This is a genomic window from Bdellovibrio sp. 22V (assembly GCF_030169785.1).
GTDB lineage: Bacteria > Bdellovibrionota > Bdellovibrionia > Bdellovibrionales > Bdellovibrionaceae > Bdellovibrio.
Map to the genome: position 1 here is coordinate 1,191,869 of NZ_CP125854.1, position 24,834 is coordinate 1,216,702.

General features: G+C 45.8%; 32 protein-coding genes and 1 tRNA gene. 12 read left to right on the forward strand and 21 right to left on the reverse strand.

What is annotated here, in order from left to right; all coding sequences use genetic code 11:
• Positions 1–7 precede the first annotated feature (7 nt).
• The gene (locus QJS83_RS05770) at positions 8–682 is read left to right on the forward strand and encodes a Rossmann-fold NAD(P)-binding domain-containing protein (protein ID WP_284608792.1); all 675 of its coding nucleotides are present in this window, start codon (positions 8–10) and stop codon (positions 680–682) included.
• Here the strand turns inward: QJS83_RS05770 and ftsY are convergent, their stop codons facing one another.
• From ftsY to QJS83_RS05785, 3 genes are all read right to left on the reverse strand, one after another.
• The gene (gene ftsY / locus QJS83_RS05775; RefSeq protein ID WP_284608193.1) at positions 683–1,867 is read right to left on the reverse strand and encodes a signal recognition particle-docking protein FtsY; all 1,185 of its coding nucleotides are present in this window, start codon (positions 1,865–1,867) and stop codon (positions 683–685) included. It abuts the gene before it with no gap.
• Positions 1,868–2,003: 136 nt separating this feature from the next.
• A complete protein-coding gene (locus tag QJS83_RS05780; RefSeq protein WP_284608194.1) occupies positions 2,004–3,611 on the reverse strand; it encodes a HAMP domain-containing methyl-accepting chemotaxis protein in 1,608 nt (535 codons plus the stop codon).
• A gap of 144 nt (positions 3,612–3,755) precedes the next feature.
• Entirely contained in the window at positions 3,756–3,983 is a 228-nt protein-coding gene (locus QJS83_RS05785; protein ID WP_284608195.1) for a helix-turn-helix domain-containing protein, read from the reverse strand.
• A 227-nt stretch (positions 3,984–4,210) separates the two neighbouring features.
• Between QJS83_RS05785 and QJS83_RS05790 the strand changes: the two genes are divergently transcribed.
• Positions 4,211–4,516 carry a KH domain-containing protein gene (locus QJS83_RS05790; RefSeq protein WP_284608196.1) on the forward strand — a complete coding sequence of 102 codons (306 nt, stop codon included), beginning with the start codon at positions 4,211–4,213 and terminating at the stop codon, positions 4,514–4,516.
• Here the strand turns inward: QJS83_RS05790 and QJS83_RS05795 are convergent.
• The 7 genes from QJS83_RS05795 to QJS83_RS05820 form a co-directional block, all read right to left on the reverse strand.
• Positions 4,513–6,588, reverse strand: a complete 2,076-nt coding sequence (locus tag QJS83_RS05795) for an FHA domain-containing protein (protein ID WP_284608197.1) — start codon at positions 6,586–6,588, stop codon at positions 4,513–4,515. The genes QJS83_RS05790 and QJS83_RS05795 overlap by 4 nt on opposite strands.
• Positions 6,589–6,646: 58 nt before the next feature.
• On the reverse strand, positions 6,647–6,961 hold the full coding sequence (locus tag QJS83_RS05800) for a helix-turn-helix domain-containing protein (RefSeq protein ID WP_284608199.1): 315 nt from the start codon (positions 6,959–6,961) through the stop codon (positions 6,647–6,649).
• A gap of 38 nt (positions 6,962–6,999) precedes the next feature.
• On the reverse strand, positions 7,000–7,281 hold the full coding sequence (locus QJS83_RS17480) for a type II toxin-antitoxin system mRNA interferase toxin, RelE/StbE family (protein ID WP_350159271.1): 282 nt from the start codon (positions 7,279–7,281) through the stop codon (positions 7,000–7,002).
• Positions 7,282–7,497: 216 nt separating this feature from the next.
• Entirely contained in the window at positions 7,498–8,004 is a 507-nt protein-coding gene (locus QJS83_RS05805) for a Dps family protein (protein ID WP_284608200.1), read from the reverse strand.
• A 175-nt stretch (positions 8,005–8,179) separates the two neighbouring features.
• Positions 8,180–8,728, reverse strand: a complete 549-nt coding sequence (locus tag QJS83_RS05810) for a hypothetical protein (protein WP_284608201.1) — start codon at positions 8,726–8,728, stop codon at positions 8,180–8,182.
• Between the two features lie 188 nt (positions 8,729–8,916).
• On the reverse strand, positions 8,917–9,384 hold the full coding sequence (locus QJS83_RS05815; RefSeq protein ID WP_284608203.1) for a hypothetical protein: 468 nt from the start codon (positions 9,382–9,384) through the stop codon (positions 8,917–8,919).
• Between the two features lie 73 nt (positions 9,385–9,457).
• Positions 9,458–10,231: an AMP nucleosidase gene (locus tag QJS83_RS05820; RefSeq protein WP_284608205.1), complete on the reverse strand. Its 774-nt coding sequence runs from the start codon at positions 10,229–10,231 to the stop codon at positions 9,458–9,460.
• Positions 10,232–10,310: 79 nt separating this feature from the next.
• Here QJS83_RS05820 and QJS83_RS05825 point away from each other — a divergent pair, with 79 nt between their 5' ends.
• Positions 10,311–11,201, forward strand: a complete 891-nt coding sequence (locus QJS83_RS05825; protein WP_284608206.1) for a pirin family protein — start codon at positions 10,311–10,313, stop codon at positions 11,199–11,201.
• Here QJS83_RS05825 and QJS83_RS05830 read toward each other — a convergent pair.
• Positions 11,173–12,261, reverse strand: a complete 1,089-nt coding sequence (locus QJS83_RS05830; protein WP_284608207.1) for an NAD(P)H-dependent flavin oxidoreductase — start codon at positions 12,259–12,261, stop codon at positions 11,173–11,175. The two genes, QJS83_RS05825 and QJS83_RS05830, sit on opposite strands and share 29 nt — an antisense overlap.
• A 110-nt stretch (positions 12,262–12,371) precedes the next feature.
• Here QJS83_RS05830 and QJS83_RS05835 point away from each other — a divergent pair, with 110 nt between their 5' ends.
• Positions 12,372–12,716 (forward strand): winged helix-turn-helix transcriptional regulator, encoded by a 345-nt coding sequence (locus QJS83_RS05835; protein WP_284608209.1) that lies wholly within the window; start codon positions 12,372–12,374, stop codon positions 12,714–12,716.
• Here the strand turns inward: QJS83_RS05835 and QJS83_RS05840 are convergent, their stop codons facing one another.
• Positions 12,717–13,085 (reverse strand): DUF1304 domain-containing protein, encoded by a 369-nt coding sequence (locus tag QJS83_RS05840; RefSeq protein ID WP_284608211.1) that lies wholly within the window; start codon positions 13,083–13,085, stop codon positions 12,717–12,719. It lies immediately after the preceding gene.
• Between the two features lie 120 nt (positions 13,086–13,205).
• Here QJS83_RS05840 and QJS83_RS05845 point away from each other — a divergent pair.
• A tRNA-Arg gene (locus tag QJS83_RS05845) sits at positions 13,206–13,281 on the forward strand.
• An 8-nt stretch (positions 13,282–13,289) separates the two neighbouring features.
• Here the strand turns inward: QJS83_RS05845 and QJS83_RS05850 are convergent.
• Both QJS83_RS05850 and QJS83_RS05855 read right to left on the reverse strand, forming a co-directional pair.
• Entirely contained in the window at positions 13,290–13,421 is a 132-nt protein-coding gene (locus QJS83_RS05850; protein ID WP_284608212.1) for a hypothetical protein, read from the reverse strand.
• 72 nt (positions 13,422–13,493) lie between these two features.
• Positions 13,494–14,138 carry a TPM domain-containing protein gene (locus tag QJS83_RS05855; protein ID WP_284608213.1) on the reverse strand — a complete coding sequence of 215 codons (645 nt, stop codon included), beginning with the start codon at positions 14,136–14,138 and terminating at the stop codon, positions 13,494–13,496.
• Between the two features lie 287 nt (positions 14,139–14,425).
• On the opposite strand from QJS83_RS05855, the gene QJS83_RS05860 reads away from it, so the two are divergent.
• The 4 genes from QJS83_RS05860 to QJS83_RS05875 all read left to right on the forward strand — a co-directional run bounded on the left by QJS83_RS05860 (position 14,426) and on the right by QJS83_RS05875 (position 18,292).
• A complete protein-coding gene (locus QJS83_RS05860) occupies positions 14,426–15,502 on the forward strand; it encodes an IPT/TIG domain-containing protein (RefSeq protein WP_284608214.1) in 1,077 nt (358 codons plus the stop codon).
• Complete coding sequence (locus tag QJS83_RS05865; RefSeq protein ID WP_284608215.1) at positions 15,486–16,091, forward strand: PulJ/GspJ family protein; 606 nt, start codon at positions 15,486–15,488, stop codon at positions 16,089–16,091. The genes QJS83_RS05860 and QJS83_RS05865 overlap by 17 nt, the downstream gene beginning before the upstream one ends.
• A gap of 96 nt (positions 16,092–16,187) precedes the next feature.
• Positions 16,188–17,603, forward strand: coding sequence for a serine/threonine protein kinase (locus QJS83_RS05870; RefSeq protein ID WP_284608216.1), 1,416 nt, complete (start codon positions 16,188–16,190; stop codon positions 17,601–17,603).
• Entirely contained in the window at positions 17,600–18,292 is a 693-nt protein-coding gene (locus QJS83_RS05875) for a hypothetical protein (protein ID WP_284608217.1), read from the forward strand. Before QJS83_RS05870 ends, QJS83_RS05875 begins: the two co-directional genes overlap by 4 nt.
• Before the next feature lie 8 nt (positions 18,293–18,300).
• On the opposite strand, the gene QJS83_RS05880 is transcribed toward QJS83_RS05875, so the two are convergent.
• The 4 genes from QJS83_RS05880 to QJS83_RS05895 all read right to left on the reverse strand — a co-directional run bounded on the left by QJS83_RS05880 (position 18,301) and on the right by QJS83_RS05895 (position 21,200).
• On the reverse strand, positions 18,301–18,843 hold the full coding sequence (locus tag QJS83_RS05880) for a hypothetical protein (RefSeq protein ID WP_284608218.1): 543 nt from the start codon (positions 18,841–18,843) through the stop codon (positions 18,301–18,303).
• A complete protein-coding gene (locus tag QJS83_RS05885) occupies positions 18,830–19,630 on the reverse strand; it encodes a DUF4423 domain-containing protein (RefSeq protein WP_284608219.1) in 801 nt (266 codons plus the stop codon). The genes QJS83_RS05880 and QJS83_RS05885 overlap by 14 nt, the downstream gene beginning before the upstream one ends.
• Positions 19,631–19,716: 86 nt before the next feature.
• Positions 19,717–20,418, reverse strand: a complete 702-nt coding sequence (locus QJS83_RS05890; RefSeq protein ID WP_284608220.1) for a hypothetical protein — start codon at positions 20,416–20,418, stop codon at positions 19,717–19,719.
• Entirely contained in the window at positions 20,415–21,200 is a 786-nt protein-coding gene (locus QJS83_RS05895; RefSeq protein WP_284608221.1) for a TIGR02147 family protein, read from the reverse strand. Before QJS83_RS05895 ends, QJS83_RS05890 begins: the two co-directional genes overlap by 4 nt.
• Before the next feature lie 254 nt (positions 21,201–21,454).
• Here QJS83_RS05895 and QJS83_RS05900 point away from each other — a divergent pair, with 254 nt between their 5' ends.
• Complete coding sequence (locus QJS83_RS05900; protein ID WP_284608222.1) at positions 21,455–22,228, forward strand: pepsin/retropepsin-like aspartic protease family protein; 774 nt, start codon at positions 21,455–21,457, stop codon at positions 22,226–22,228.
• A 147-nt stretch (positions 22,229–22,375) separates the two neighbouring features.
• Here QJS83_RS05900 and QJS83_RS17505 read toward each other — a convergent pair whose 3' ends face one another.
• The 3 genes from QJS83_RS17505 to QJS83_RS05910 all read right to left on the reverse strand — a co-directional run bounded on the left by QJS83_RS17505 (position 22,376) and on the right by QJS83_RS05910 (position 23,796).
• Complete coding sequence (locus tag QJS83_RS17505; protein WP_470287788.1) at positions 22,376–22,732, reverse strand: DUF6163 family protein; 357 nt, start codon at positions 22,730–22,732, stop codon at positions 22,376–22,378.
• Positions 22,733–22,800: 68 nt separating this feature from the next.
• The gene (locus QJS83_RS05905; protein WP_284608223.1) at positions 22,801–23,325 is read right to left on the reverse strand and encodes a zinc metalloprotease; all 525 of its coding nucleotides are present in this window, start codon (positions 23,323–23,325) and stop codon (positions 22,801–22,803) included.
• 222 nt (positions 23,326–23,547) lie between these two features.
• The gene (locus QJS83_RS05910) at positions 23,548–23,796 is read right to left on the reverse strand and encodes a hypothetical protein (protein ID WP_284608224.1); all 249 of its coding nucleotides are present in this window, start codon (positions 23,794–23,796) and stop codon (positions 23,548–23,550) included.
• 227 nt (positions 23,797–24,023) lie between these two features.
• Between QJS83_RS05910 and QJS83_RS05915 the strand changes: the two genes are divergently transcribed.
• Positions 24,024–24,398 (forward strand): hypothetical protein, encoded by a 375-nt coding sequence (locus QJS83_RS05915; protein WP_284608225.1) that lies wholly within the window; start codon positions 24,024–24,026, stop codon positions 24,396–24,398.
• 138 nt (positions 24,399–24,536) lie between these two features.
• The gene (locus QJS83_RS05920; protein WP_284608226.1) at positions 24,537–24,827 is read left to right on the forward strand and encodes a hypothetical protein; all 291 of its coding nucleotides are present in this window, start codon (positions 24,537–24,539) and stop codon (positions 24,825–24,827) included.
• Positions 24,828–24,834: the final 7 nt, after the last annotated feature.

The window sequence follows — 24,834 nt, forward strand, 5'->3', positions numbered from 1 at the left end:
CGTGCTCATGAAATTTCCGATCAGTGTCACTCTTGTTGGCGGCTCCGGCCTCGTTGGAAGTGAGCTCTTGCAGATTATTGGACTGCTGGGCGAGATCAGCTCTATTAAAGCCGTGTCCCGCTCCGCTCTGGGCAAGTTACCTAAAGACACCGAAAACATTGTCATGAACCTGGACCAGCTGAAAGATCGCAAAGATCTTTTGAAAGCCGACGTTTTCGTTTGCTGTCTGGGTTCCACGATCAAAAAAGCCGGCAGCCAAGAAGCCTTCCGCAAAGTTGATTACGATTATGTCGTCGAGTTCGCAAAAGTTGCTGAGGCGGTTGGAGCCCAAAAACTTTTGGTGGTTTCAGCCATGGGCGCGAACAAAGAGTCTTCGATTTTCTATAATCGCGTTAAAGGCGAAATGGAAAGCGCGCTGCGCGAATTAAAAATCCCGCAGATTGAGATCTTCCGTCCCTCTTTGATTTTAGGTGAAAGAAAAGAACATCGTGCCGGCGAAAAATTCGCACAGAAGATCACTCCGGTGATGAATGCGATTTTGCGCGGGCCTTTGAAAAAATACCGACCTATTGCCGCGAAAGACATCGCCCGCGCGATGGCGATTGCGATGCTTAATTTCCAACCGGGATTCCATATTTACGAATCCGATCAGATTGATCACATCGCCCATCAGAGAAATTAATTACTGAAACAAAGACTCCACGAATTCTTGCGAAGAGAACGAGCGTAAATCCTGAATGCGCTCACCTACGCCGATCAGTTTAATAGGAATCTGCAACTCTTGCGCAAGCCCCACGGCCACGCCGCCTTTTGCGGTTCCATCCATCTTCGTCAAAATCGCGCCTGTCAACGTCAGCGCATTGTGGAATTCTTTAGCTTGCATCAAAGCGTTTTGACCTGAATTCGCATCCAGCACAATCAAAGTTTCATGAGGCGCTTCCGGAATGACCTTCGCCATAACCCGCTTCATTTTTTTGATCTCTTCCATCAAGTTCGCTTGTGTATGCAGACGGCCTGCCGTATCGACGATCACGACGTCATAGCCTTGCGCTTTCCCCTTGGCCACCGCATCGAAAGCCACGGCACTTGGATCCGTCACGCCTTCTGGAGAGAAAATTTCAACCTGCGCGCGGTCCGTCCAAACCTTAAGCTGTCCACCGGCAGCAGCACGGAAAGTATCCCCTGCCGCAACCAAAACTTTTTTCCCCTGACTTGCCAATTGCGCGGAAATTTTTCCGATCGAAGTCGTTTTGCCTGCGCCATTCACACCCACGATCATCAACACCGTAGGACCTTCTGCTGCAAAATGAATTTTAGAAAGAATATCTTCGCTCGGTCTTGCTGAGTGAGAACCCGCAAAAATATTTTTGATTTCTTCTTTCAATGCCTCGCGCACTGTTTCGTAATCGGCGCGTTCTTTTTTAGACAATTTGTCTTCAACAGCACCCATCAAACGTTGCACTGTCGTAGGCCCCAGATCACTTGTATAAAGAATCTCTTCGATTTCATCCAGGTGCTTATTGCTGGTCTCCGCTTTAAAAAGACTGCGAATGCGACCAAAAAGATTCTCTTCCGTTTTCTTCAACGCCTCTTTAAGATCGACCGCTTTTTCCTCAACAGCAGCCGTGAGACTTGGAATTTCAATTTCGGAGACCGTCTGACCCATGGAATCCACACGCGCAAGTGTCGTTTCCCCTTCTTCTTTCGCAGTTTCCGTTTTTACTTCGTGGGCAACGGCTTTAGCGGTCGGCTTTTGACGAAGACGCTTAAAGATGCTGAGGAAAATAACGCCAAAGATGATGAGAAGAAGAAGAGCGACAGCTCCAAAAAGAAGTTGAATCTGTTGTTCATGTCCTGGCGACATCATGGGGCCTCCAACAAAGCGCGTCACAAAGGGTCTAAAATTCCCCTTTTTCTAACCTACTTTGCGTGCGGAGACCACAAGAAAAAGGGCCCTTCTGTGGAAGAAGAGCCCCTAGGTCGTTTCATTTTTTTAGCTAACTTTAAAATCCGGAAACGTCGCCGATTTTTCTATCGCCGCCCTCGTCATCCAACGGCAGGATATTTTCGGCCTGATTCTTTTTCGCTTTCGGCTGGAAAGACTTTACTTTCGCCAGAGGTTTCGCAGGAGCACCGGTACGCACCTGCGGAGCTCTTCGAGCTTGTGAAACAGCGCCTTGACCTTGCACCAGAGTGCGCAGATCCATAACTAAATCCGCCAACATCACCGCTTGCGCCGACATTTCTTCGGAAGATGCCGCCACTTCCTCAGAGGACGCCGCATTTCCTTGTGTCGCTTGGTCTAACTGATTCATCGCTTTGGAGATCTGCTCAAGACCTGTTGACTGTTCTTGGCTCGCGACTGCGATCTCATTATTCAAGTCCGCTACTTTTTTAACGGAGTTGACGATGTCTTTAAGAACCGCGCCGCTTTGACTTGCTACGCGCGCGCCGTTTTCACTCTTGCTGACGTTGTCTTGAATAAGGCTTGTGATATCTTTGGCTGCTGCAGCACTTCGTTGCGCCAAGTTGCGAACGGCTTCCGCAACGACCGCGAATCCTTTACCTTGTTCACCGGCACGAGCCGCTTCCACTGCCGCATTCAAAGCAAGCAAGTTTGTTTGGAAGGCGATATCGTCAATGACCGTGATGATTTCTTCGATTTTTTTCGAACCACTTGCGATATCTTCCATCGCACCAATAAGTTTCGTGATTTCGCCTTCACCTTGCTCAGCAGAATCTTTCGATTTCTGAGAAAGAGCATTGGCTTCTTTAGCATGATCCGCATTGAGTTTCACCATACTTGAAAGCTCTTCGATGGATGCCACGGTTTCTTCCAACGAAGCGGCTGCTTCTGAAGAACCTGATGACAACTGCTGGCTGGCTGCTGACAACTGCGTGCCTGAAGCCGATGTTTGATCCGCTGAATTGGAAATGTCGCCGCTGATTCGAGTTAAAGAGCGCGCAAGTGAATTCGCAAAGATGAATCCAACCACACAGGCACTGATAAAACCGAAAGCGATTACCAACGAGACGAAGACTTGACCTTGGCGTGTCGTGTCGGCGGCTTCGATTTTCGCTTGCTTCACGGCCTCTTCATGGAAAGACAACAATGCGCCCAAACCGTCGACATGTTCGCGGCGGATTTCACGAAGTTCTTCATCAAGCAGCTTCAAGATACGCTCGTTATGCTCGGGCTTTCCGGCATTTTTTACGATGTCGTTTGTCATTGCGACGTACTTCTTCCAAGACGCATCGACTTTATTGAAAAGAGCTTCTTCCTGACTGTTAAAGAAAGGAACTTCGAGATACTTTTTAATGAAGCTGTCATACAATTCCAAAGATTCGCCATACTGTTTCGTATAGTGAGCCACCTCTTCCGGTGTTCTTGCCATGACGGCTCTTAGCATAGTGCGATTCGCTTCCTGGGCACGGTAACGAATTCTTCCCAGTGCTTCAACATTTGGAAGATTTAAATTCGCAATACGATCATAAATAGCTACCACTTTGCTATTTGAATAAAAACCCAAACCTCCGACGACAAGCAGAAGCATGGAAATCCCCATAAAGGCCAATAACATTTTGGCTTTTAAGCTGAACCTTGAAAGCATTCGATCCCCTATTCGATGTGTGTATTTAAAAAGACGGCGCAGATAACCTAGTGGTGTACTTATACCGTAAACATATTTTTGTTATCGGAAGAGATTGAAAAAACTTAATAGATGAGGAAAAGAATTATTCGATTTTTTTAATTATTACTTCAGAAGGTCCGAGATGTCGACGCGAAAAGCGACGGCCAACTTATGTAAGGTGTACACACTAGGCGAATGCTTGCCAGCCTCGAGCCGCTGGTAATTCCGCAGATCAAAGCCAAAAGCTTCCATGTTTCGCTGAGATAAGCCTTGAGCTTTGCGAAGCTCTTTGATGTTCTTCGCAATTCTCTTCAGGACTTTATCGTATTTCGTTTCGATTGAAGATGCCACCTAATCAAGTTTATATATACGGTATAGTTTAACCAGTGGTGTTCTTATACCGTAATTTAGTCGAGGACAAAATTGTCATAATACAAAGGCGGCAAATAATTTCTCGTAATTCTACCGAGAATTTCATCGCATTCTCAAGTAACAAAACTAGCCTTTGTTTTTCTTTTTTTCACCCGAATCATTGTCCACAAAAGTGAGATTTGCTTAGTACTCGCATGAGGGAAACAATGAATTCAGTTCAAACAGTCAAAGTAGTCGGATTAAACAAGAGCTTTCGCGATGAAGTAGGTGAACTTATTCGCCAGATACTTGCAACTATGCTAAACAACGCAGAACGAGTCACCGTCACCTATGAAGTCGGAACACGCACGACTGTTTTCAAAGTCGACTGTCACCCTGACGACTACGGTCAACTCCTAGGGAAACAAGGAAGAAACATCGAGGGCCTCCGCAGAATTACTATCGCTATGATGGCTAAATATGGATGTCGCGCCATCATTGAGATTCCTTACGTTAAAAAAGACACACCTTAATGCTGCGCCATTCTTCGACGCTGCACTTCTTCTTTATAGAAGTTGCGTTCAAAGCGTCGGAAGGATTCCACACGCACTTCAGAACCCAATACGTCTTTCATACGCGCCAACGTCTCTGTTTCTAATTGGCGCATCTTTTCCAAACCTTCTTTGATAAAGTCAGGATGGATCTTCGCTTTGCGTTCCGTGAGTTCCTTCACCAAGGCATTCGCTGTTGAAAGAACTTGAATCGATTTGTCCTCGTCCACGCGCCATGTTTTTAGCAGATATTGGGAAGCGCTTTTATACAGTTTCTGCTGGAACTGTTGATCCGTGTAAATCTCCGGAAAATTGCGGGTGTAAATCACCGCATCCGTGTATGAGTCCTTCAACTCCTCAGCTTGCGGAGGATTAAAGCGTCTTTTCTCCAGGTCATCTTGGCGTTTCTTTGCTTCCTTTTGCACAAGCGTTTGCATTGGTGCTTGATCCGCAGAAACTTTATCGACAACGACTTGGCTCACAAAATATCCAAGGGCTCCCATAGCCAAACCCACTGTCGCCCAGCGAAAACGGTCTGACTTTCTTTTCTTCATAAGGTCGACAGGCTTCGCCGTCGTGACCGTCGACTGAGAAAGAGATGCCACCTTGCCGTCCACGGCTTCTTCAATATGGCTCATCACAGAGTCAGAAATTTTTCGCCACTGCGCCGGCTCCATAAGCATGACGACTTCTTTTTCGATAGCCGCATGCACTTCCTGAACCAGAGAGCTTTTCTTGCGGATCATCTCGTCAAGAAGTCCCTGCTCCATTTTTTGCAGTCGTTTGGACATTTCCAAACGCATTTCTTCCAGGCGCTCTTCTTCAGATTTAACGATCTGAGATTTTTCTTTTTCGAGTTTTTCATTAAGGAAAATCTTCTGCGCTTCATATTCCTTGAAAAGATGCGCTTTTTTGGCGTCGAGATCCCGCACATCCATGGTCAGCTGCGCTTGTTTTTCCTGCAAAGCCCGCACGCTGTCTTCCAGCGCCTTGTTTTGAGTGCTCAAAGTCTGTTGCTGGCTTTTCAGCTCTTTGACTTTCTTTTCTTCGTTGCTCAAAAGTTCTTTGATGCGTTCGTCTTGGATTTTATGCAGTTCCGCCAAACGATTGGCTTCATCTTCCAAAAGCTGCTTAATACGCGCTTCTTCATTCTTAATCTGTTCTTGCAGATCCGCTTCTTTTTCGACAGTGCTTTGCAGCTGCGTTTGCGCGGCAAGGAAATCCTCTTGAGTGCGCTGCAAGTCCGCACTGACCTTCGTTAAAGTCTCGCGGTCTTGAGTCAGCTTTTCTTGCACTTCTTGATTCTGCAATCGCGTAAATTCGCGGATTCTTTCCGCCTCTTCCTGAGCCCGCGCGACAACCATCTCGGATTCTAAGCGAGCGGTATTGCGGCCCGCTTCCAAGGCTTCTGATTTCAAGCGCTCCGCGGAAAGAGTCGCCTCGGAAATCAAATCTTCTACGTCTTTTTTAGCTTTGTCTTTAAGAGACTGAACATAGACGTCGACTTCTTCACGCAGCTCCTGCGCCATATTACGAGCGTCATGTAAAAGCGCCTGCCCCTGTTTTTGGAAGTCGATCAAAATCGCATCCGCTTCCTTATGGGCTTCCGCCATACGGGTTTGATAGAAGGACTCTGCTTGAGCTTGCGCTTCGCGCGCTTTTTGATAAATCGCCTGCACACGTTTTTCAGCCTGCGTTTCGCCTTCAAGAATAATTTGCGCGGCTCTGCGCTTGGCTTCGTGCAAAGCTTTCTCGGCTTGAAACTGCGCCATGCTGTGTGCTGGCGGTGGCATCGCCACTGTGTCCTCAAGAGGCGGTTCTTCCGGAGCCGGAAGCTCAGGCTCCGGCTCGGGAACTTCCACCTCATCTGTTTTTAAATCAATAATAAGAACATATTCAGAACGGCCGATCTGGATCTTATCGGTATTAACGATATTCACCGGCGTTCCTTGCACAATCTTGGTCCCATTAACGAAGGTGCCGTTGGAAGAGTTTTTATCTTCGATCCAAATTTGATTCCAACGGCGATTCACGACAAGATGAACACGACTCACGTGACTGTCATCGCCCCATAAAATTATATAGAATGCGAAGAGGTAAAAGATGTGATGCCTATACGGCTTTCTTTGTTGTTTTATTTCGAAGCTGTTTCAGCTCTTCGATCTGACGTGGTTGTATCTTTTTAGTTAAAGGCCAGTTTGGAAATAATAGGACGGCAGGATGGACCCCAAGTGCAATCGCCAATCGTTCTGCACGCTCGGCACCTAGTGGGACTCTGCCCGATTCGATTCCAGAGATTGTCGATTGAGGAATATCAGATTCTTCTGCAAGTTGGCTCTGAGACCAGTTGAGCATTTCACGGGCAATTCGAACACTTATTCCTGGCGTTAAATCTAATCTTGATTTCGATTTTACAAACTCTGACATAACATTCTCTCAATTCATACATTTGATCTTCATTTCAATTAACGCCGCCGATAGTCGTGGTGGTTTACATCAATAACATAGACTCGCACCTCGTCTCGCTCTATCACATAAATAACTCGGTATGATTCATTTAAGTACGAGGAACGACAGCCTTGCCACTCTCCTTTTAAAGAGTGATCTTTAAATCCTTTAAAAGCCCTGAGACCTTCGGGACCTGATACTCGGATGACATTTTTCCAAAACTCGTACTTCTCCTGAATCCGTATGGGAAGCTTATCTATGTTTTTAACAGCAGATCTTTTTTCAAAAACCTCCCACATACTAAATATATACTATACCAAAAATGGTATGTCTATCCTTTCCACAAAAAGGGTAAATATTGAAATCACAGGGAGTTCAGCAAAAAGGAGCCCAGAATATAAACTGCATGAAATAACTTTAAGGATCGGAATTCGTTTTTTTGACGTAAAAAATCTTGAGTACAAAACTTCAAAGGGCCTAGGAGGCCCTTCGAAGTTCTTCGTGCTGGAGAGCGTTTACTCTTCGAGCAAGCTACGCAACATCCACGCGTTTTTCTCGTGGAGTTGCATTCTTTGCGTGAGAAGATCGGCGCTGACTTCATCGCCTGCTTTTTCGACTCTTGGGAAAATCGAGCGAGCTGTTTTAACTACGGCTTCTTGGCCTTCGACTAATTGGCGGATCATTTCTTTTGCGGATGGCACGCCCTCTGGCTCTTCAATGGAAGTCAGTTTGGCGAATTCTTTGTAGGTGCCTGGAGCGTAAACACCCAAAGAGCGGATGCGTTCCGCGATCAAATCGACAGCCAATGCCAACTCTGTGTACTGAGTTTCAAACATCAAGTGCAATGTTTGAAACATAGGCCCTGTGACGTTCCAGTGAAAGTTGTGGGTCTTAAGATAAAGAGTGTAAGAGTCCGCGAGAAGACGAGAAAGACCCTCGGCGATTTTTTCGCGGTCGGAAGTAGAGATGCCGATATCAATAACTGGTTTCTCAGACGCATTTTTCTTTTTTGAAGATTTCATAACTCACCTTTCTTAGTGGACTTGTAAAAGCCTAAACTAAAAATAGATCATGAGGTAGAACTCTCACTTGCCTTCGACGCCTGCGGTTAGGAAAGATGTGTTGGAACCCAAAAAAACAAGAGCCAAGTTGGTGGACTTGGCTCTTGAGTGGTTTTGTATTTTAATGCTTTTCAGTTTAGCGACGGCCGGATTTGATTTTCACTTGAAGTTTAGAGATCAAGTGAACAGCCATTTTCTCTTGAACTTTACACATCTTCAATTCGTCACGACGGTAAGATCTTTGTGACGGAGTCAAAGTGCCTGTTTCAAGTTCCATTTCGTAATCAAGTTTAGAAGAACGGATGCCTTCCAACTCTTTCGTTTGTTGTTTGAAAAGTTTTGTGACGCCAGAAAGAGGAGCGACTTCAATCCACTCTTCTTTTCCGCGATACCAGCTCACCATTCTCAAAAAGCGAGCTTTATTCTTAGCCAAAGTGAATTTAGGGAATCCACCTTCGTTAAGCTCAAGGATGTTCTCGATTTCATCAAGGTTCAAATCGTCTTCTTCACCTTCCATAAGAAGGTTGCCGGGCATTGCTGCAAGGGCAGCTTCATTTTCCAGCTCGTCATCCATGTCTGCTTCAAAAGCAGAGGTTTTCTTCATCTCTTTTTCGTTCTCTAGGTCCGAGTCCAAGTCAGAGTCGATCATTTCATCAGCGTGCATGTTAGTGCCTGGATTGATCAAAGCGAGCCTCCCCAAAATGTGCTTCAATAGGTATGTGATTCAAAGTGGGCCCAGTTATATCGCAAATTTTAAAATGACACAATATGTTAATTGCATGAAAAAAGGTGAAAATAAGAAAAACGGCCGGGAAAAATGGAAACGTTTTTTACTTTCCATAGTTCTTTTTCATGGTCAAATTTTAGGCACTGTTATCTCACAGCAACGATATCCACGCGAAAACTTCCGGGCTTTTTCCAAAAGTAAATCGGCGATGCTTTAATCGAAATGCGATAGACTGGTCGTCCGCCGAGATAAACTTCTCTCGCGCGGCCCGAACGCAAATCTCCCTCTAATGAGCGCTCTGAAATCTCACCACCATAATCGGCGTACCAAATGCGAACTTCCTTAATCTGAATGTTCTCTCGGCCACCGACAATTCGCAATTTGAGAACCTGATTCAGGTCCGCCCGCGGGTAAAAATCGTGAGACTTCCCAGTAAACCGCCCTGTTTCTCCGCCACCTAATGTGTACGGAACCTCCACTCGCGGCGGAGGCTCTTGTTCTGGTGGAATTTGCGGGTAGGGATCATCAGGCAGAGGTCGCGGCAGACCTTGGGCTCCGGCAATTCCGTGAGATAATGAAAGAACTGTAAACACTAACAAGATCCATTTCAACATGCAGGCCTCCTCGCAAAAAGCTAGTCGACCTGCCCGTCTTATGGAAAGTGGTGGCGCATTTCTTTGTACGAAATCAATCCCAACGCAAGTGCTTCACAGACTCACCAGAGTCGCGAAGTTCACGAAGGGCATCAATGCCGATAGAGAGATGTTTCTCTACAAATGACGAAGTGACTTTTTTATCACTTTCTTCCGTCTTCACGCCTTCCGGAATCATCGGGTTGTCAGACACGAGCAATAAAGCACCACGAGGAATCTCGTTCACAAAGCCCGTGAGGAAGATCGTCGCCGTTTCCATGTCGACAGCCATAGCACGTGTTTTCGTCAAATAATCTTTGAAAGCTTCATCATGCTCCCACACACGACGGTTCGTTGTATAAACTGTCCCCGTCCAGTAGTCGCATTTGTGTTTTGCAATTGTCGCAGAGACCGCTTTTTGCAAACGGAACGAAGGAAGAGCCGGAACCTCTGCAGGAAGATATTCGTTACTTGTTCCTTCACCACGAATCGCCGCGATAGGCAGAACAAAGTCGCCGAGTTGGTTTTTCTTTTTAAGACCGCCGCATTTTCCCAAAAACAAAGCGGCCTTGGGATTCACTGCAGAAAGCAGATCCATGCACGTCGCTGCCAGCGCACTTCCCATACCGAAGTTGATAATTGTGATGTTTTCAGCCGTGGCAGACTGCATAGGTTTATCCAGACCATTCACTGGAACGTCGAACTGCTGCGCGAACATTTTGACGTAATTGCCAAAGTTTGTGAGCAAAATATACTGACCAAATTCATTAAGCGGTACGCCTGTGTAGCGAGGCAACCAGTTCTCAACAATTTCTTTTTTTGTTTTCATGCTACTCCTAATATTTTTCTTCAATAGATAAATTGGTTTAAGATAACATGAGTGATGACAATTTAAAAGAGGCCTTATTATGAGTTCTACACAAAATAGTATTCTTATGGAGATTGCACCGCGCCTTATCTCATTAGGTGGTGCTCAGGTTCATCGTCTGATTCCTTACGCGAAGAAACGCATGGTGGGGCCTTTTATTTTCTTCGATTATTTCCCTGCGACAGACTTTGTAGCAGGAGACGGCATGGATGTTCGTCCTCATCCTCACATTGGTCTTTCAACCTTGAGTTATCTCCTTGAGGGCAAAGTCTTGCATCACGATAGCCTCGGCAACAAACAAGTGTTAGCTCCCGGCGACGTGAATTGGATGACTGCGGGAAAAGGGATTTCGCACTCTGAGCGCATGCCGCCGGAGATTATCGGAAAAGCACATCGCCTGAACCTGTTACAATTTTGGGTGGCGCTTCCCTTAGATCAGGAAGACTGCGAGCCTGCGTTTGATCATCATCCCGAAGAAAGCATTCCACGCTTCCGTGTCGGTGATGCCGAAGTGGCTTTGGTGGCCGGATCCGCATTTGGTAAACGCTCTCCTGTGGACGTTCGTTCACCGCTCTTTTTCATGGATGTACGTTTGCAAAAAGGCCAACAGTTTGCCTTTGATCCTGAAGATCAAGAACTGGCGTTTTTCATTCTTAAAGGAAGCTTGAGCTTAGATAGCGATAAAGAAATTCTGCTCGATGATTTTGTCGTGCTTGAGCAAGGTTCAACGCTGAAAGCAACCGCGAATCAAGAAACCCACTTTGTGGTTCTTGGTGGAAAACCTTTCCCTGAACCGCGTCACATTTATTGGAACTTCGTTTCTTCTTCGAAAGAAAAAATCGAACAGGCCAAACAAGCGTGGCGTGACGGAAGCTTTCCACAAGTGCCAGGGGAAACGGATATTATTCCGCTGCCCCTTGATACGCGCTAGTTTCTTCGATCAAGGAGCGGAACAACGCATCGACCGTTTTGTGTTTAAGAAGTGGGTAAGACTGACTTGCCCACAACGACATCATGTCAGAGCGTCCCTGATCAATCGCCGCTTTCTTAAATTGCCCCGTGAACCATGACTGAATTGGATACGGAGGCAAATCATCTTTGATCGTATCAAGATCTTGCACAAGACGATTCTCAATTCCGCGAGCCAAACGCCCCGTGAAGATGCGCGTAAGCACGGTTCTTCCCGCCGCGCCTTTGGAAAGTAATTTTTCGCGATGAAATTTCGCAGCGGCAGATTCTTCGCACGCTAAAAAGGCTGTGCCGATTTGCACGCCTTGAGCTCCTAAAGTCAACGCGGCAGCGATGCCTTTTCCGTTGGCGACTCCGCCTGCAGCAGCGAAAGGTATTTTAAGATTCTCGGCCATCTGCGGGACTAACGAGAAAGTTCCCGTCAAAGATTTTTCTGCGGATTGCACGAATGAACCGCGGTGTCCTCCGGCTTCAAAACCTGAAGCGACAACAACGTCGATCCCCGCTTTTTCCAAAAGCAAACCTTCTTCGACCGTTGTCGCTGTACCGATTGTTTTGATTCCTTGTTTACGACACTCTTGCAAGATTGCCGAGTCAGGAACACCATAAACGAAACTGATCACCGGAGGTTTTTCTTTGATCAAAACATCAATTTGATCTACGAACTTTTGCCCATAGCTGGACGGCATCTCGGGAACCGGCACGGAAAGTTCTTTATAAAACGGCAGCATGCGCTTGAGATGCGCCTCGAATTTTTCTTTCGTGAATTTATCAACTCCTTCATCGTGATCGGAAACCCACAAGTTGATCGCGTAAGGATTTTTTGTCGTGCTGCGAACTTCTCTACACAACTCTTGAATCTGCTCGGCCGTCATGTAGTGAGCGCCATAGCTGCCAAGTCCGCCAAGATTTGAAACTTTCGCAAGAAGAGAAACGGAAGAGAGACCTCCGCCAAAAGGTCCCTGAATGATGGGATAGCGAAGTCCGAGGGTTTTAGTGAGAGATGTTTGATTCCAAGCCATTTTTTACTCCTTCACTTGAAATCAGCCTAACACTTCTATTAACATCAAGGAAGTTAGTTTCCTTTGGTAACCAATAATGTCGTTACCAAACGGTAACTCGAAGGTGACATATGGTTCCAAGACGTAAAAGCAAAGTGCAACCTCCCCGGCCCGCTTGTCCTCTTACAACATGCATGAGTTTTATTGGCGGAGCTTGGACGCCCAATATTATTTGGTACTTGCGTGAAGGTCCGCGCCGTTTTTCAGAGTTGAAGAATGATATTGGCAAAGTCTCTGCCAAAGTTTTGACGACTCGACTAAAGAAAATGGAGGCCGACGGCGTTTTGCTTCGTAACGAAGTTCCGACAAGTCCACCTACCGTCGAGTACAGCCTGACGCCTTTGGGCGCGCGCTTGATTTCCGCCATCGAATCCATCGTCGAAGTGGGTCACGAACTCAAATCCCGCCGCAAATAACTAAGAAAGAATCGTCACGATCAAAGCGATTGTTGCTGGAAGACCTTGGATGTAAAGGATCTTTCTGCCGACGGAATATCCGCCGTAGATTGCCGCCACAATCACACATGTCAGAAAAAACACGGCTACCTGGTAAGAGAACTCGGGGTTCGGGTGAAATATCGACCAGAGAAGTCCCGCCGCCAAAAATCCATTATAGAGACCTTGATTCGCCGCGAGCACCGCCGTGCTTTGCGCCTGCTGCGCGTTCATGCGAAACGCCTTCATGCCTTGAGGCTTCGTCCAGAGGAACATCTCAAGATAGAGAAAATAAAAATGCATGAGTGCAACGATGAGGACAAAGCCGTTTTTTAGAGTGAAATATTCCATAAACGCAGCATATCCACGAATGCGCTTTGCAAGCAACCTCGGTGACTGCACGCGAAAGCGCTTCCCAACGACCAAATCCTTGCATTTTTATGCGGCACCTTCTAATCTGAGGGCCTCTATGCAGTCGTAGTTCAATGGATAGAGCACTTGGCTTCGAACCAAGGGGTTGCAGGTTCGAGTCCTGCCGACTGCACCACTTCTTTCTTACTTCTTCTGTTGGAAATTCCGTCTTTGATCTTTGTCGTTTGCTACGTCAGGACGCGGAAAAGCGCGCATTGAGCGCACTTTTCCTAAGCGCTCGACATTTGCCGCCTTCGCGGCAAGAGCCTCGCGCATGCTCCGCACTAAAAAACGCCACCGGCGTTTTTTTACCGCGGGCACAACTGCCGACTGCACCACTCTTTTTTTCTAGTCTTTTACGATTAGATGATTTTTTAGTTCGTTGTGGCCGGGAACGCCGATGGGGAAATGGGTTTTGAGGTGGTCGCCGCAGCTTTCGATGGCTTCGACAAAACCTTGCGTCCATTCGCCTTTGTGAAGTTTTGTGCCGAGGTTCTGCAAAACCTTGTCCCAGGTTTCTTTTGGAAGTTTGGATGAGATACCCTCATCCGCCAACACGACGGCTTTTTTCTCCATCACAGAAACGAAGATCAAAACGCCGGTGCCCGCGTGCGTGCGGTGTATTCTGTTGAGATAAAATTCCAAATGCGCACGCTGATGAACTTGCGCGACTTCATCTTTTTCCGGCACGAAAACTTTTTGAATCCAGTGAAAACGCGAAAGTAACTGGGAGAAATAATAAATCACCACAAGCAGCGGAAGCCACAACCACACCCACGGCGTCACCCACAACCAATCACTGAACGGCAATTCTACAATCACCAAAAGAAGCGTGATCAACAAAGTCAGCGTCAAAGGAACATGCCCCACTGTCGAAGATTTTTTGACGATGACAGGAACAATCTCACCAGAAGTAGATTCCTCCACGCGAGAAATAGTCTCTTCAATTTTTTTAAGGTCAGAATCACTCAAGTATTTATTAATCCAAGCCACATTTCGCTCCTGATACAAAGAAACAAAGGCTGTTCAAAAAGGTCCAGATGCAAGGCGGAGGGCCTTCCCGCAGCGCAGGCGTGCTAAAAGCACGTCGGAGCCAGGACAAGGCCCGACAACGAAGTCAGATGGGCCTTTTTCAACACCACCACCTCCTCCTCCACCTCCGCCTGCGGAGACTGAAGTACAAATGGGTAAATGGAGTCTCGCCGCCGTGCTAGGACCGTGTACGGGCGCACCAACTCCTAACACAAGTTGTTCCCCCGTAGGAACGACAGTTTCCGTCTGTGGATCAACCTTTAGATGCGAGCCGTGATGGGAATAGTATGACATTCTCATCACAAAAGGGTTTCAGCTTAGTTCAAACAGTTATTGTCCTTGCCCTTTCGACGATTGTGGGTGTTGGCATGGCTTCTGTTATTAAAGACAGCTATTACAATTCCAAGCGAGCGGCAGTGCAGTCGATGCGGTTGATGGCCATCAATAATATTCGCTTCAGTTCAGGTAATTTTATAGCGATGAATAAAAGCGCGTTGGAGAATAGGAAAAAAGGAACGAATAGTCAGCTCGTTTCCTGCGTGTGTGGCAAATCGAACTGTGCCACCAATGTGAAATACGACGTTGGGATTTATGACGTCAGCGGTGTTCCACTCGCAGGAACCTTGGCGGCACCTCGTTACTACAACACTCAGGGCGACAGATGTGATCAGGATCAAGAAGGATGTATTCTGCAGGCGACAGCCCAATTTACATGTATTGGGACAAACTGTGGCGATGCCAGTGCCATGACTGACAGTGATCCTGTTTTGAGAATCAGCTACTCTCTAAAACCTATCGCCAATAAAGACATTTCGGGACTAGGGCCGATGCCCGAAGTAAAAGGTCCCGACATAGACATAACGGCAAAGTCCATACGCAATTATGCTTTGGAAAACAGTCTTTGCGTCCAGATCAGCAGTTTTTCACCCAACGTCGGTTTTGTAACCGGTGGCGAAGAAATTGTTTTTCAGGGAGGCGGTCTGATGGATGTCAATCAGGTATATATTGGCGGTCAGGTCTGTCCGATTATAGCCCAAGCCAATTTGTCGTTATCCTGTCGGGCTCCGGCTGCAAGTGAGGGACTGTACGATGTTCTCGTTGCTTACGGAAACACAGAAAATCCCGAAACGATTTTGTTGCCTCAATCTTACGCTTATAATCCCGTCCCCGCGGGTGGAGGCAACACCAATACGTGTCTTTGGCAACCCAAAGAGGCGTGCTCAATTAATTGCGACAAAGAACTGCCGTTTTTTCCTCCATGCTTTCAGGGAAATAGAGGAGAAAGAATCAACGTAAAGGAATACATCTATGAGTGTTCTTGTTAGGACTTCGTCGGGATTCACCTTGGTGGAAGTTCTTATAAGCTTATCCATCGTCTCGGCTTTGGCATTAGGGGTGTCTTCTTTTTTACTGCAGTCATCGCAAGAACAGGTGAGGCTCAATGCTGATTCCACACGGATGGCTCTGATTAACAGTTTAAGATTCAGTGCCGCGAACGCTGTAGCTCTGAAGAGAACGGCTGCAAGTATGACTTATCTCAAAAACTGCTTTTGCGGAGTGAATACGTGTTTGGAAAATAGAGTCGTGGAATTCTCTTTACGGGATATTACCGGAGCGGCTCTTTCGGGAATGACTTCGTCCCCGCAACGATACGATATTTTAGGAAACCCCTGCAACAGTCCTTCCGCCGCCTGTGTTTTTGAGGTCACGACGACCTTTGAATGCAAAGGCTATCAATGTGGACGAGGAGTATATTTAGAAGGAGATCCAACGGGGCGGGTGACGTACAGGATCGCCTTAAGTGCCGCCGCCAGAACACGTAAGGAACTGAGTTACCTGCGTGACGTCGTTGGTGTTCCTGTTGATTTTTCGATTAAATCATTGCGAGTCTATTCTGCCGAGATATGTAATTAGAGTCGCAAATAAAAAGGGACCCGCGTTCTATAATTTCCAGAACAATAAAAGAATATCGAATATCCAGATCTGTCTTTGTAAAACCGAATAATATTTATGAGTGAACTTCAAAGCATTGGCTCTTACGATTTGTTAAAACTGCTTGCGACTGGCGGGATGGCGGAGATTTATCTAGCGAGGTCAAAAACTTTAAAGGGCAAGATTGTTGCGCTTAAAAGGACCATTCCAGATCTTATCGACAGTCCTGAGATGAGCATAATGTTCACTGACGAAATGAAAGTGGCGGCTTGTTTAAATCACCAGAATATCGTTCAGACTTTTGATTTCGGATTTGTGGAGTCCCGCGCCTATTTAGTGATGGAATACATTCACGGGGTTTCACTGCGCGATCTCCTTCGCGTACTGCGAGGCAAAACTGAATTTCTAAAGATCCCGGTTATTCTCTATATCGTTAAGAAGGTGGCCGAAGGGTTGGCCTATCTCGCAAGAGTTCCAGATCCCGTAACGGGTGCACCTTTGAGTCTTATTCATCGGGATCTCAGCCCGCATAATATTATGCTCACGTATGAGGGCGAAGTGAAGATCATCGATTTTGGCATCGCCAAGGGAGTTTCAACAACACAAACCCAGCATGGCGTTATCAAGGGAAAATTCGCCTATATGAGTCCCGAACAAATGCGGGGCGAGGACATAGACCAACGAAGTGACCTGTTTTCTTTAGGAGTCATTTTTTGGGAAATGCTGAGCAACAGCCGCTTTTTTTCGGGAAACTCAGTCAATGATCTCTATCATGTGGTTAGTAATTATCGATTGGAAAATATTGACTGTTCGATGTGGGGACCTCTTGAGCCGGTTTTGCGAAGACTGCTGCATCATGATGCCAAACAAAGATACATATATGCATCTGATTTAGCTAGGGACTTGCAACGGCTTTTAAATCAACTTGCTCCGCAATTTTCGTCGGAAGAAATATCTTATCTTTTGAAAGTTAAGTACTTTCGCAGAGACTATGAACTTTCCTTGAGCGAAATACGAAGACTGCAGACGCCAGAGCCTGTAAATATTCCTGTTTTCGTTTCGACTCTGCCGGAAGAAACAAGTGGGGAAACTGTCACAAGGGCCGCAGCGGCGAACGATTTCGCGAGCACTTTTGCATTCAGATTTAAAGAATATATTTCGATAGGTTTGCTAATCTGTCTCTTTGCCATTTACAAATATACCAACAAGAGCGGCTATCCTGCGCCGAGCACGATTGAAAGAAATGCATCGGCCATCTCTGAAGTTTATTTTCCTATCGCATTTTATACCGTGCCATCTCAGGCGAAAATTGAGGTGGACGGTAAAGTTATAGGTTCGGCAGGCATTGCCTTTGTGAAGATGAAAGAGAAAACATCTTATTTAGTCAAAGCCTCCAAACCCGGATATGCGACACGGGTTTTCACATTCTCTCCGACGAAGCCGGCCCGATATGAAATTCACTTATCCAAAAAAATCGCAAAGGGGGACAGATGAAACCAGTTCATGCCGCCGTTATTTCGGCTCTTGTAGGACTATTGGGATTGGCTATGGCAGGGAAGCTATCAAAGAAATCCGAAGAGGCTTTAATTATTCAGTCGTCGAAGCTTCCAGCACCAGTATCGGAAGGGGCGGAGGCAGAAAACGCATCGGACTCCGCTTTTAAAAAGATGCTGGTCAATAAGCTTACGCGCAAACTGGATGCATTGAATTCCCAGTTGGATGTGTGCGACAAAGATTTGGCGGCGGCAACGGATTCTGCCTATGTATCCCGTGCGCAACCGCCTTCCGATGACGTCAAGACTCTTGGAATGCTCATAGAGTCTTCCGAAAAAGATCTCGCGCAATGCCAGAAGGAACTCGCTCGCTCTGAAAAAAACGGCAACAAAACAAATGCGCGAGAAACATTAGCGCGCTTACAAGAAGAAATTTATAATATTAACAATAAAATTTATAAGTGTAATATGAGCCTGGGGCGTGAAAATCGTTGGGCATACATTGATGAGCTCCTGCCGTCAGAGGACGCCACGCTGGAAGTTCTCCAAGCGCAAATCGCACGGGCGGAATCTATCAAAGCTTCACGAAACACAGAACTTATTCATTGTGCTATGCGCGCGGGTTCGCAAAACAGGGGAGGAGACGACGGCGATGGCACCTCCAGCGAATCCAATGTCGGCGTTAAATAGCAAACATTTTACTTGAGTTCACAATTTCCGATATTGAAAAGGACGATATCATGTTTGTCTAAGACACCTTTTTGAAAGGCGGCGGCAACGGCACGATCAATCATCAAAGAATCGCCGCCCCTGTATCCTGGGTATTGCAATCCTGCCGCGTGCATTTTTCGTACGAACTGCGGTGTGAAGTCACATTCAGAATAGATCGAGATAAGGTCTTCGGCATCATTTTTCGACGTGGCTAATATCTCGCGAGCTGTTGCGATTCTGCCTTCGCTATCAGACATAGAAACTTGAACTTTGTAAATACCAAGCGCCTCTGTTTCTTCGGCAGCACATAGGGAAAGCGTCATATTCTTGACTGTCGTGGTAGCACATTTACTTGTATCTGTGACGGGCGCAGCTGCGAGGACGAATTCATCATCCATAGGAACTAAGCCAATATGCGAAGCTGTCACCATTTGTACGCCACATTGCATGGTTCTGGCGTTTGCAGAAGAGTAAGCTCCTAAACTCAAAGACATAAGTGCAACCGGAATAGTGCTTCTAAGACTCAACATGTTTTTCCAATTCTGAAGACAGCTCTTTCTTCGTCAGCGGGACAAAGGATACGTTCAACAAATAAACTTCTTTTTTAGGAGCATTCGCTCGGCCCAAATATTCGGCGCATTCGTTCACGAAACTGATGGATTTAGAGTGAATGTAATCTCGGTCTTCTTGGGAGGTCGCAACAAGCATATAGCCCGAAGAGACATCATCCAAAGGTAATTTCCGAACAGAACCTTTTATTATTTCCAAGAGTTCGTCATGAGTTTTAATAATAGCTTCGCGACTGTCATCGTCGGCAAATTTAATATTATTGTTATGAGCGGGAGTGAGTTTATTAAACTGGCTGCGTCTGATCGCCTCAATCTTGAGTAAATCTGCAAGGGCCTTTTCGACGCTTTCGACCTGAATACCCAATCTCTTGGCGATCCAAGCAGGGTCTTCGTTAAAGTCTTCCGTTTGCATGAGTTCAAGAATAGCGAGATAAAACCAATTTGACGCCGTTTCAGTCATCGCTTTCGATTCAATGTGAAATGTTGAAAAGACAGCAGAGGTTTGATCATCCAAAATTTGGAGCAACTCTTCGTTTTCAGAGAAAGCGGCCTTTAGTTTTGCGATCGTTTTAGGCGAGATCTTTCTTTTACCTTTAAGAATTTCGTTGAGAGTTGTACTTGTTAAACCAATCTGCTGCGCAAACGCCCTTTGCGAGAAGCGCGGATTTTTTTTCTTCTTCTGCTCGATTATTTGCGAAAGATATTCTTTGATATCGTGTTTTAGAAGTTTCTTCCAGCCGCTACTCATGATTCCCCCGCAATAGCCAGAAAAATTCTTACAATCTTTCCGTGCTATTTGCCAGTGAGGGAGGTCAGGAACCGTTCTCTATTTTTTTATTTTTGCAGAACAACCTCTGGGTTTTGTCCTAAAAGACTTTTTTTAATTTGCTCATACTTCTGACGGGTTAAAACAGCTTTCGCAAGAACGTGAGAAGAGAAGTATCGCACTTTTTCCGAAGAGGAAATATGGGGATTAATTTTAAGTGCGGCTTTGTAGACAACCTCGTGCATTAATAGTGCGACTTTATCTGCAACACGCAAACGCAGCCACAAAGGCTTCGAGATAAAATATGTATAATCCTCTTCAAACTCTTTAACGTGTTGAATTGCCAGTTGCTGTAATTCGCATCCGGCAGGAACAAAGCTCAACCCGACATCGTCAGTGGAAGAAAGGGTGCCATTAACAAAGAGGGCATCTAGCGCGAATCTTCCCAGAAGACGAGACAGCTCTGCCGCGAATATAGGATCGTAGGCTTTGATTTTATCGAGACTTTTTTCCGCAAGCTCAAGGCTTGGAGTCAGGCATGGAGTCAATATCTCCCAACCTCGAGTCTCAGGAACGTCGCATACAGAGTCGGTAACGTCCTCAAGCTCGGGGGTAAGATTGTAACGCTGTTTGGATTCGTAAGTATCGTAAAAGAACACCTGGTGGGTCTCTTTACAGACGATTCCTTTTCCACCATTGCCAAATTCCGTGGATCTTGCGTTGGCGAAAGAGACAGACAGAAAAAGAGTAAAGAAGATCAGGTTCTTCATGAAGAGGTTCCTCTTTGTGTTAAAGGATAGATCTGAACGCATACGCTATAAACTTCCGTTTTCTCACCTTGCTCTAAAAGTTCATTTGCTTGCTTGCGAAACTCTCGCGCCAGCATTTTTACTTTGTAGATGTTTTCGGGGTTGCTAGGAATAATAATGGAAGTTATGTCGCGAATATCGACTGGATCCCGTATTAAAGAATCTAAGCCTTTGTTGATAAGCTGATTGTGAAAGTATTTTAACGCGGATGAGGGAATGTCACTGGTGGAAGTAAGATTTTTATAGGTTGGAGCATATCCCTTTGGCGTGTTCTTAATAAGACCGCTTTTAAGAAGTTTATTCAGGGAATCTTGGACAGTTTCGGGTGCTAAGGCCAGACGTTGTGCGATAACCTCGACGTCACTTTGGAAAGAAGTCGTCTCCATCAGATTGAGAATGGCATAGTGATACCACTCGGGCAAAAAGGCGTAATCTTTTTCGGTGAGCTGGTGGGCGTTTCGAGAATCCTTAGCGCGATGACGTGTTTTTTCGATTAAGTAGTTTAGATACTCGACTTCGGATTTATTAAGGTGAAGTGATGTGGCCAGGCGCCGACGAACAATTTTTCCGGGAAGAGCTTTGCCAGTGACGATATTGGAAACGCGGCTCGGGGAGACCTTGAGGTCCCGAGCAAAGGCGCGCAGTGAGTAGTGAGGATTTCTAAGGCGCCTTTTTTCTAAAACTTTATTTATGAGTTCCGCGACTTCCCCGTACTTCATGCGGGCGAACCTACGTAAAGCCACGCTTTTAAGCAATATCTGCCTATGATACAACGCGAAAAACTGTTCTGAAAAAACCAGAACACCCCTGTTCGGCAGGTTCAGGTGAGATTTAGAACTTTGGCTTCGTATAAGGAAGTCTTATTCAGCGCATAGCTTTGCTTATAGACGGCACCCAAGTTAAATTCATAACATCAAGTATGAAATCAGTTTTGGCATGTTTGATACTGGTGAACATCTCCTGGGTGCGCAATCAATCAAAGAATTGAGGATCGTCGGTGAAAGTAAATTTTGTTGCAGATGCAGATGAACCAGAAGCAGGCCAAATTTTTGCGCACTTGATCTTTGATGGGCATTCTGAAAAATGCTTTTGGGATACCGGAGCTACGTCGACAAAAGTTGTTTCGAACTATTTTTTCGCAAAATATCCTATAGTTAAAGAGGGTGAGTTAGCGGGCCTTGCGGGAAAAGGGGTGTCGGCGGCTCGAATCCAAATTCGTAACATTTCTTGGGGAAACTATTCGCTAGGGCAACATGAAGTCATGCTACTCTCTGAAAAACTAGGTATTTCTCCCACTGCGGGCATTGATCTATTCAAAGAGAACCGATTCGGCTTAGATTCAAAAACCCAAGAAGTAAGCTTCGAAAAACAGGATGCCAGTCTGACTTTCGAGCTCGGAACCTTCGGACACATTTTGGTGTCACCAGTTTTCAATGGGCTTCGTTTGCATTTAATTTGGGATACGGGTGCTGGTCTTACAACGATTGATCAAAAAGTTATTGATGAGAATCCAAGTATTTTTAGCTTTATTAAAAGCCTAGATGTCGGTGATACGGTTCACGCAAAAGCAATGCAGCTTAAGTTATATGAAGCGACAAACTTTGCTATCGGCTCTGTATCTCTTAAGAAAGTACAGGTTTTGGGAGCAGATTTCAGTTCAATCAAATCAAAGCTGGGCGCCCAATCAATTCAAGGTGCACTAGGATACAACGTGATTACTCACTTTAGTTGGTACTTCGATCTACAAGCAAAGAAGTATTCGGTCAGATAACACTTGTTTTTTGAGTCCAACTCCATTCGCAAAGCGCTGAATTCTTATCAGTGCTTTTTTATTTTTAAATTGTTCTAAATAAAACAGAATGAGCCAATCCCTTATATCGAAACTCACTGGCAGGCTGAGGCTAACTAGCTAGCATTCTCATAGCGATTGTGTTGAAGGAGATTTTAGTTTCTGACAAAACTTTAGAGTAACAAAAACGGTTGGTGTAACGACGTGAAAGAGAAGAAGTGGACTCTGGTCACCGAAGATGTTGGAAAAAACTGTGTATGTAAACAGTTGGGAGACAGTGACGACTAAAAATAAAGCTATTCCCCAATTTTGACGTCGCCATAGGCCCACAGAAGCAAGTAAATCAAAAATCGTAAGATAGATTATCCAAGTTTTCCAAATGTTGTCCATTTCGCTAAACTTTAAACGCAAGTCGAACAGATCCGCTATGTGCAGCAAGCCACCAAAGAAATACAAAAGCGCGAGAATTCGAAGATAGAGTTTCATAAATTAGAGAATGCCATTCACTGGAAACCCGGTCAAAGGCGGCTGATGGACTCACACTAAAGTGTCAACTATCGACAGGGGACTCCCATATCGCAAAGGACAGCGGCATCAAGATTTGAAACGCGAATTCTCAAACCTTGATCTGCGCGGAAAAGCCATGCTCCGCCCATCAGTCCTTGAAGGCTTTTCGCTGACTCATTGCTGGCAGTATAACGACCGTAATGAGTTAGGTTCTGAGAGGGATGTAAGGTGGCGATGTAATTCACACCTGCAATCGAATAGGTGTTAGTGCGGGAGTCTGGAAATGTAAAGAATGTCACTGGAAGTTTGCTTCCGTAGGCCGTGAGTGTTTTAGCGCCAGTAAAGACGGGGGAACCGCTCAGGTTTGTTTCATACATCAGAGAATCAAAGACAGAGATTCCATTGTGCGCGGGAACGGCTCCCGTCGAACGCTCAAGAAAGCCGTTAAAGCCCAACCCATGCCCTAACTCGTGCGCGAAGACTGTGACCAGATCGACTTTTCCTACAGGGACGGGAAGAGTTCGCGTCTCTGGTTGAGGATCAATCCAATAAGCCTGCCGCATGAAATTCACATTGATATCAAGATAAATGTCAGGAAGCCGAGGCTCGGGGTCTTTGCCTGTTCTCAGTTTGTAAGGAGCAATGTCTTCAAAGACATTGTGTCCATTCGCCGTTTTTAGAAAAACAGAAGTTCGCGAAGCTCCCGAGAAGCGGGCTTGATCATTGTTGATACGAACTAAAATTCTTATCGGCGCTTTGCCATAAATGTAGCGGCCCCAGTCCTGACAAGCGGCCTAAAGGTTCTTTAGAATGAGATCTCGGTCTGCGCCTAAACTATTTTGGGGGTCATCAACGGTGACCGTATAGTTAAATTCGGTTGTTGTGGTTACAGGTGTCGGACGGAGCTTGAACGCCGTTGTATCTTCTGGAGAAGAGGTTGCTTCTAATGGCGAGACTGATTTGCCAACGGGAGCGCAATTTTGAAATGAAACTAACAGCGCCGCAAGAATAAGGACTTTGGTGAAACTTCTTTTTAAAGTCACAGAAACCCCCTGAAAAAACGATAGCAAATTTATATTTTCAAATGAATGGATATGATCCTTGAAAGGGATTCCTTTATCAGATTGTGTTCTAAAAAAAAGGGAACGTTATTAATTGAGGCGCTCAGTGAATGTCTCTTCGGGAAGACTCGATTGTAAACTTCACAACAGGACTTCTCATTTTGGAGGAGGCAGGGTAGAAACACTATGCAAAATCAATGGAGGTTCTTGTGAAGTCGGTCATGTTCGTATTCCTATCTTTATTTCTGTCTCTTTCCTGTTTTGCTGAGCAGCTCGAATTGCCATTGGAACCAAAACAGTGCATCGAAATCAACCAGGCTAAAGCTGTTTTGAACAATTATCTTGCGCCTCTCGTGGGCCAGTCTTTGAATGATGAATTTTATTGGATCATCGACGGCGAATATACTCTAACGACAGACGACGTGAAACGCGCTTTGAAATCTTTAACTTGGAATGCCAAGTCCTTCAAATACCAAACGTCTGCGATCATTGACGGTTACTGTGCGGCGGGCGCTTCATGCTGGGGTTGGTACACAGTGGACTGCGCTGGAAAAATTGATGCCCTCGTTGACGGCGAAGACTAGGTCCTCATCACACTTCTAAAAAGAACAGAACGACATCGGTTCAACACAATCCACAAAGGCTTGTGAGAATGCCCAAGATTGAGTTTCTAATAATAACTGTACACGACAGTATTATGACTGCTTGAAGGGGAGACAGAGATGGGCATTCTTTCTGGTTGGAAAAACAAAGGTGGGACCGCAAACCGTTCTTGTGCAAAGTGCGGCTCATGGCGAGATCATTGGCAAAAGAAAGCCTTGGTGGTTTGGCCCATTTACTGTGCGGTTCAAGGTTGTACGTCAAGAGCGATGCTCGGCGCTCACGTCCATAACAAGGAAATCTCGGGAGAGCGCATTATTCCGATGTGCCATGAATGCAATACTAAAGATGAAAACGTGATATTTTCAATTAAGCCAGGAACTCAGTACCCAAGCGCCAATCAATGCACTTAAGATTTCT

Excerpts from the sequence above, each read along its gene's own strand:
- QJS83_RS05790 (WP_284608196.1), top strand. The coding sequence starts at position 4,211 with ATGAATTCAGTTCAAACAGTCAAAGTAGTCGGATTAAACAAGAGCTTT.
- QJS83_RS05815 (WP_284608203.1), bottom strand. The coding sequence starts at position 9,384 with ATGTTGAAATGGATCTTGTTAGTGTTTACAGTTCTTTCATTATCTCAC.
- QJS83_RS05770 (WP_284608792.1), top strand. The coding sequence starts at position 8 with ATGAAATTTCCGATCAGTGTCACTCTTGTTGGCGGCTCCGGCCTCGTT.
- QJS83_RS05835 (WP_284608209.1), top strand. The coding sequence starts at position 12,372 with ATGGTTCCAAGACGTAAAAGCAAAGTGCAACCTCCCCGGCCCGCTTGT.
- QJS83_RS05865 (WP_284608215.1), top strand. The coding sequence starts at position 15,486 with ATGAGTGTTCTTGTTAGGACTTCGTCGGGATTCACCTTGGTGGAAGTT.
- QJS83_RS05830 (WP_284608207.1), bottom strand. The coding sequence starts at position 12,261 with ATGGCTTGGAATCAAACATCTCTCACTAAAACCCTCGGACTTCGCTAT.
- QJS83_RS17480 (WP_350159271.1), bottom strand. The coding sequence starts at position 7,281 with ATGTGGGAGGTTTTTGAAAAAAGATCTGCTGTTAAAAACATAGATAAG.
- QJS83_RS05880 (WP_284608218.1), bottom strand. The coding sequence starts at position 18,843 with ATGTTGAGTCTTAGAAGCACTATTCCGGTTGCACTTATGTCTTTGAGT.
- QJS83_RS05840 (WP_284608211.1), bottom strand. The coding sequence starts at position 13,085 with ATGGAATATTTCACTCTAAAAAACGGCTTTGTCCTCATCGTTGCACTC.
- QJS83_RS05800 (WP_284608199.1), bottom strand. The coding sequence starts at position 6,961 with ATGTCAGAGTTTGTAAAATCGAAATCAAGATTAGATTTAACGCCAGGA.
- QJS83_RS05890 (WP_284608220.1), bottom strand. The coding sequence starts at position 20,418 with ATGAAGAACCTGATCTTCTTTACTCTTTTTCTGTCTGTCTCTTTCGCC.
- QJS83_RS05920 (WP_284608226.1), top strand. The coding sequence starts at position 24,537 with ATGGGCATTCTTTCTGGTTGGAAAAACAAAGGTGGGACCGCAAACCGT.
- QJS83_RS05820 (WP_284608205.1), bottom strand. The coding sequence starts at position 10,231 with ATGAAAACAAAAAAAGAAATTGTTGAGAACTGGTTGCCTCGCTACACA.
- QJS83_RS05780 (WP_284608194.1), bottom strand. The coding sequence starts at position 3,611 with ATGCTTTCAAGGTTCAGCTTAAAAGCCAAAATGTTATTGGCCTTTATG.
- QJS83_RS05875 (WP_284608217.1), top strand. The coding sequence starts at position 17,600 with ATGAAACCAGTTCATGCCGCCGTTATTTCGGCTCTTGTAGGACTATTG.
- QJS83_RS17505 (WP_470287788.1), bottom strand. The coding sequence starts at position 22,732 with ATGAAACTCTATCTTCGAATTCTCGCGCTTTTGTATTTCTTTGGTGGC.
- QJS83_RS05870 (WP_284608216.1), top strand. The coding sequence starts at position 16,188 with ATGAGTGAACTTCAAAGCATTGGCTCTTACGATTTGTTAAAACTGCTT.
- QJS83_RS05805 (WP_284608200.1), bottom strand. The coding sequence starts at position 8,004 with ATGAAATCTTCAAAAAAGAAAAATGCGTCTGAGAAACCAGTTATTGAT.
- QJS83_RS05850 (WP_284608212.1), bottom strand. The coding sequence starts at position 13,421 with ATGCGCGAGGCTCTTGCCGCGAAGGCGGCAAATGTCGAGCGCTTAGGA.
- QJS83_RS05885 (WP_284608219.1), bottom strand. The coding sequence starts at position 19,630 with ATGAGTAGCGGCTGGAAGAAACTTCTAAAACACGATATCAAAGAATAT.
- QJS83_RS05825 (WP_284608206.1), top strand. The coding sequence starts at position 10,311 with ATGAGTTCTACACAAAATAGTATTCTTATGGAGATTGCACCGCGCCTT.
- ftsY (WP_284608193.1), bottom strand. The coding sequence starts at position 1,867 with ATGATGTCGCCAGGACATGAACAACAGATTCAACTTCTTTTTGGAGCT.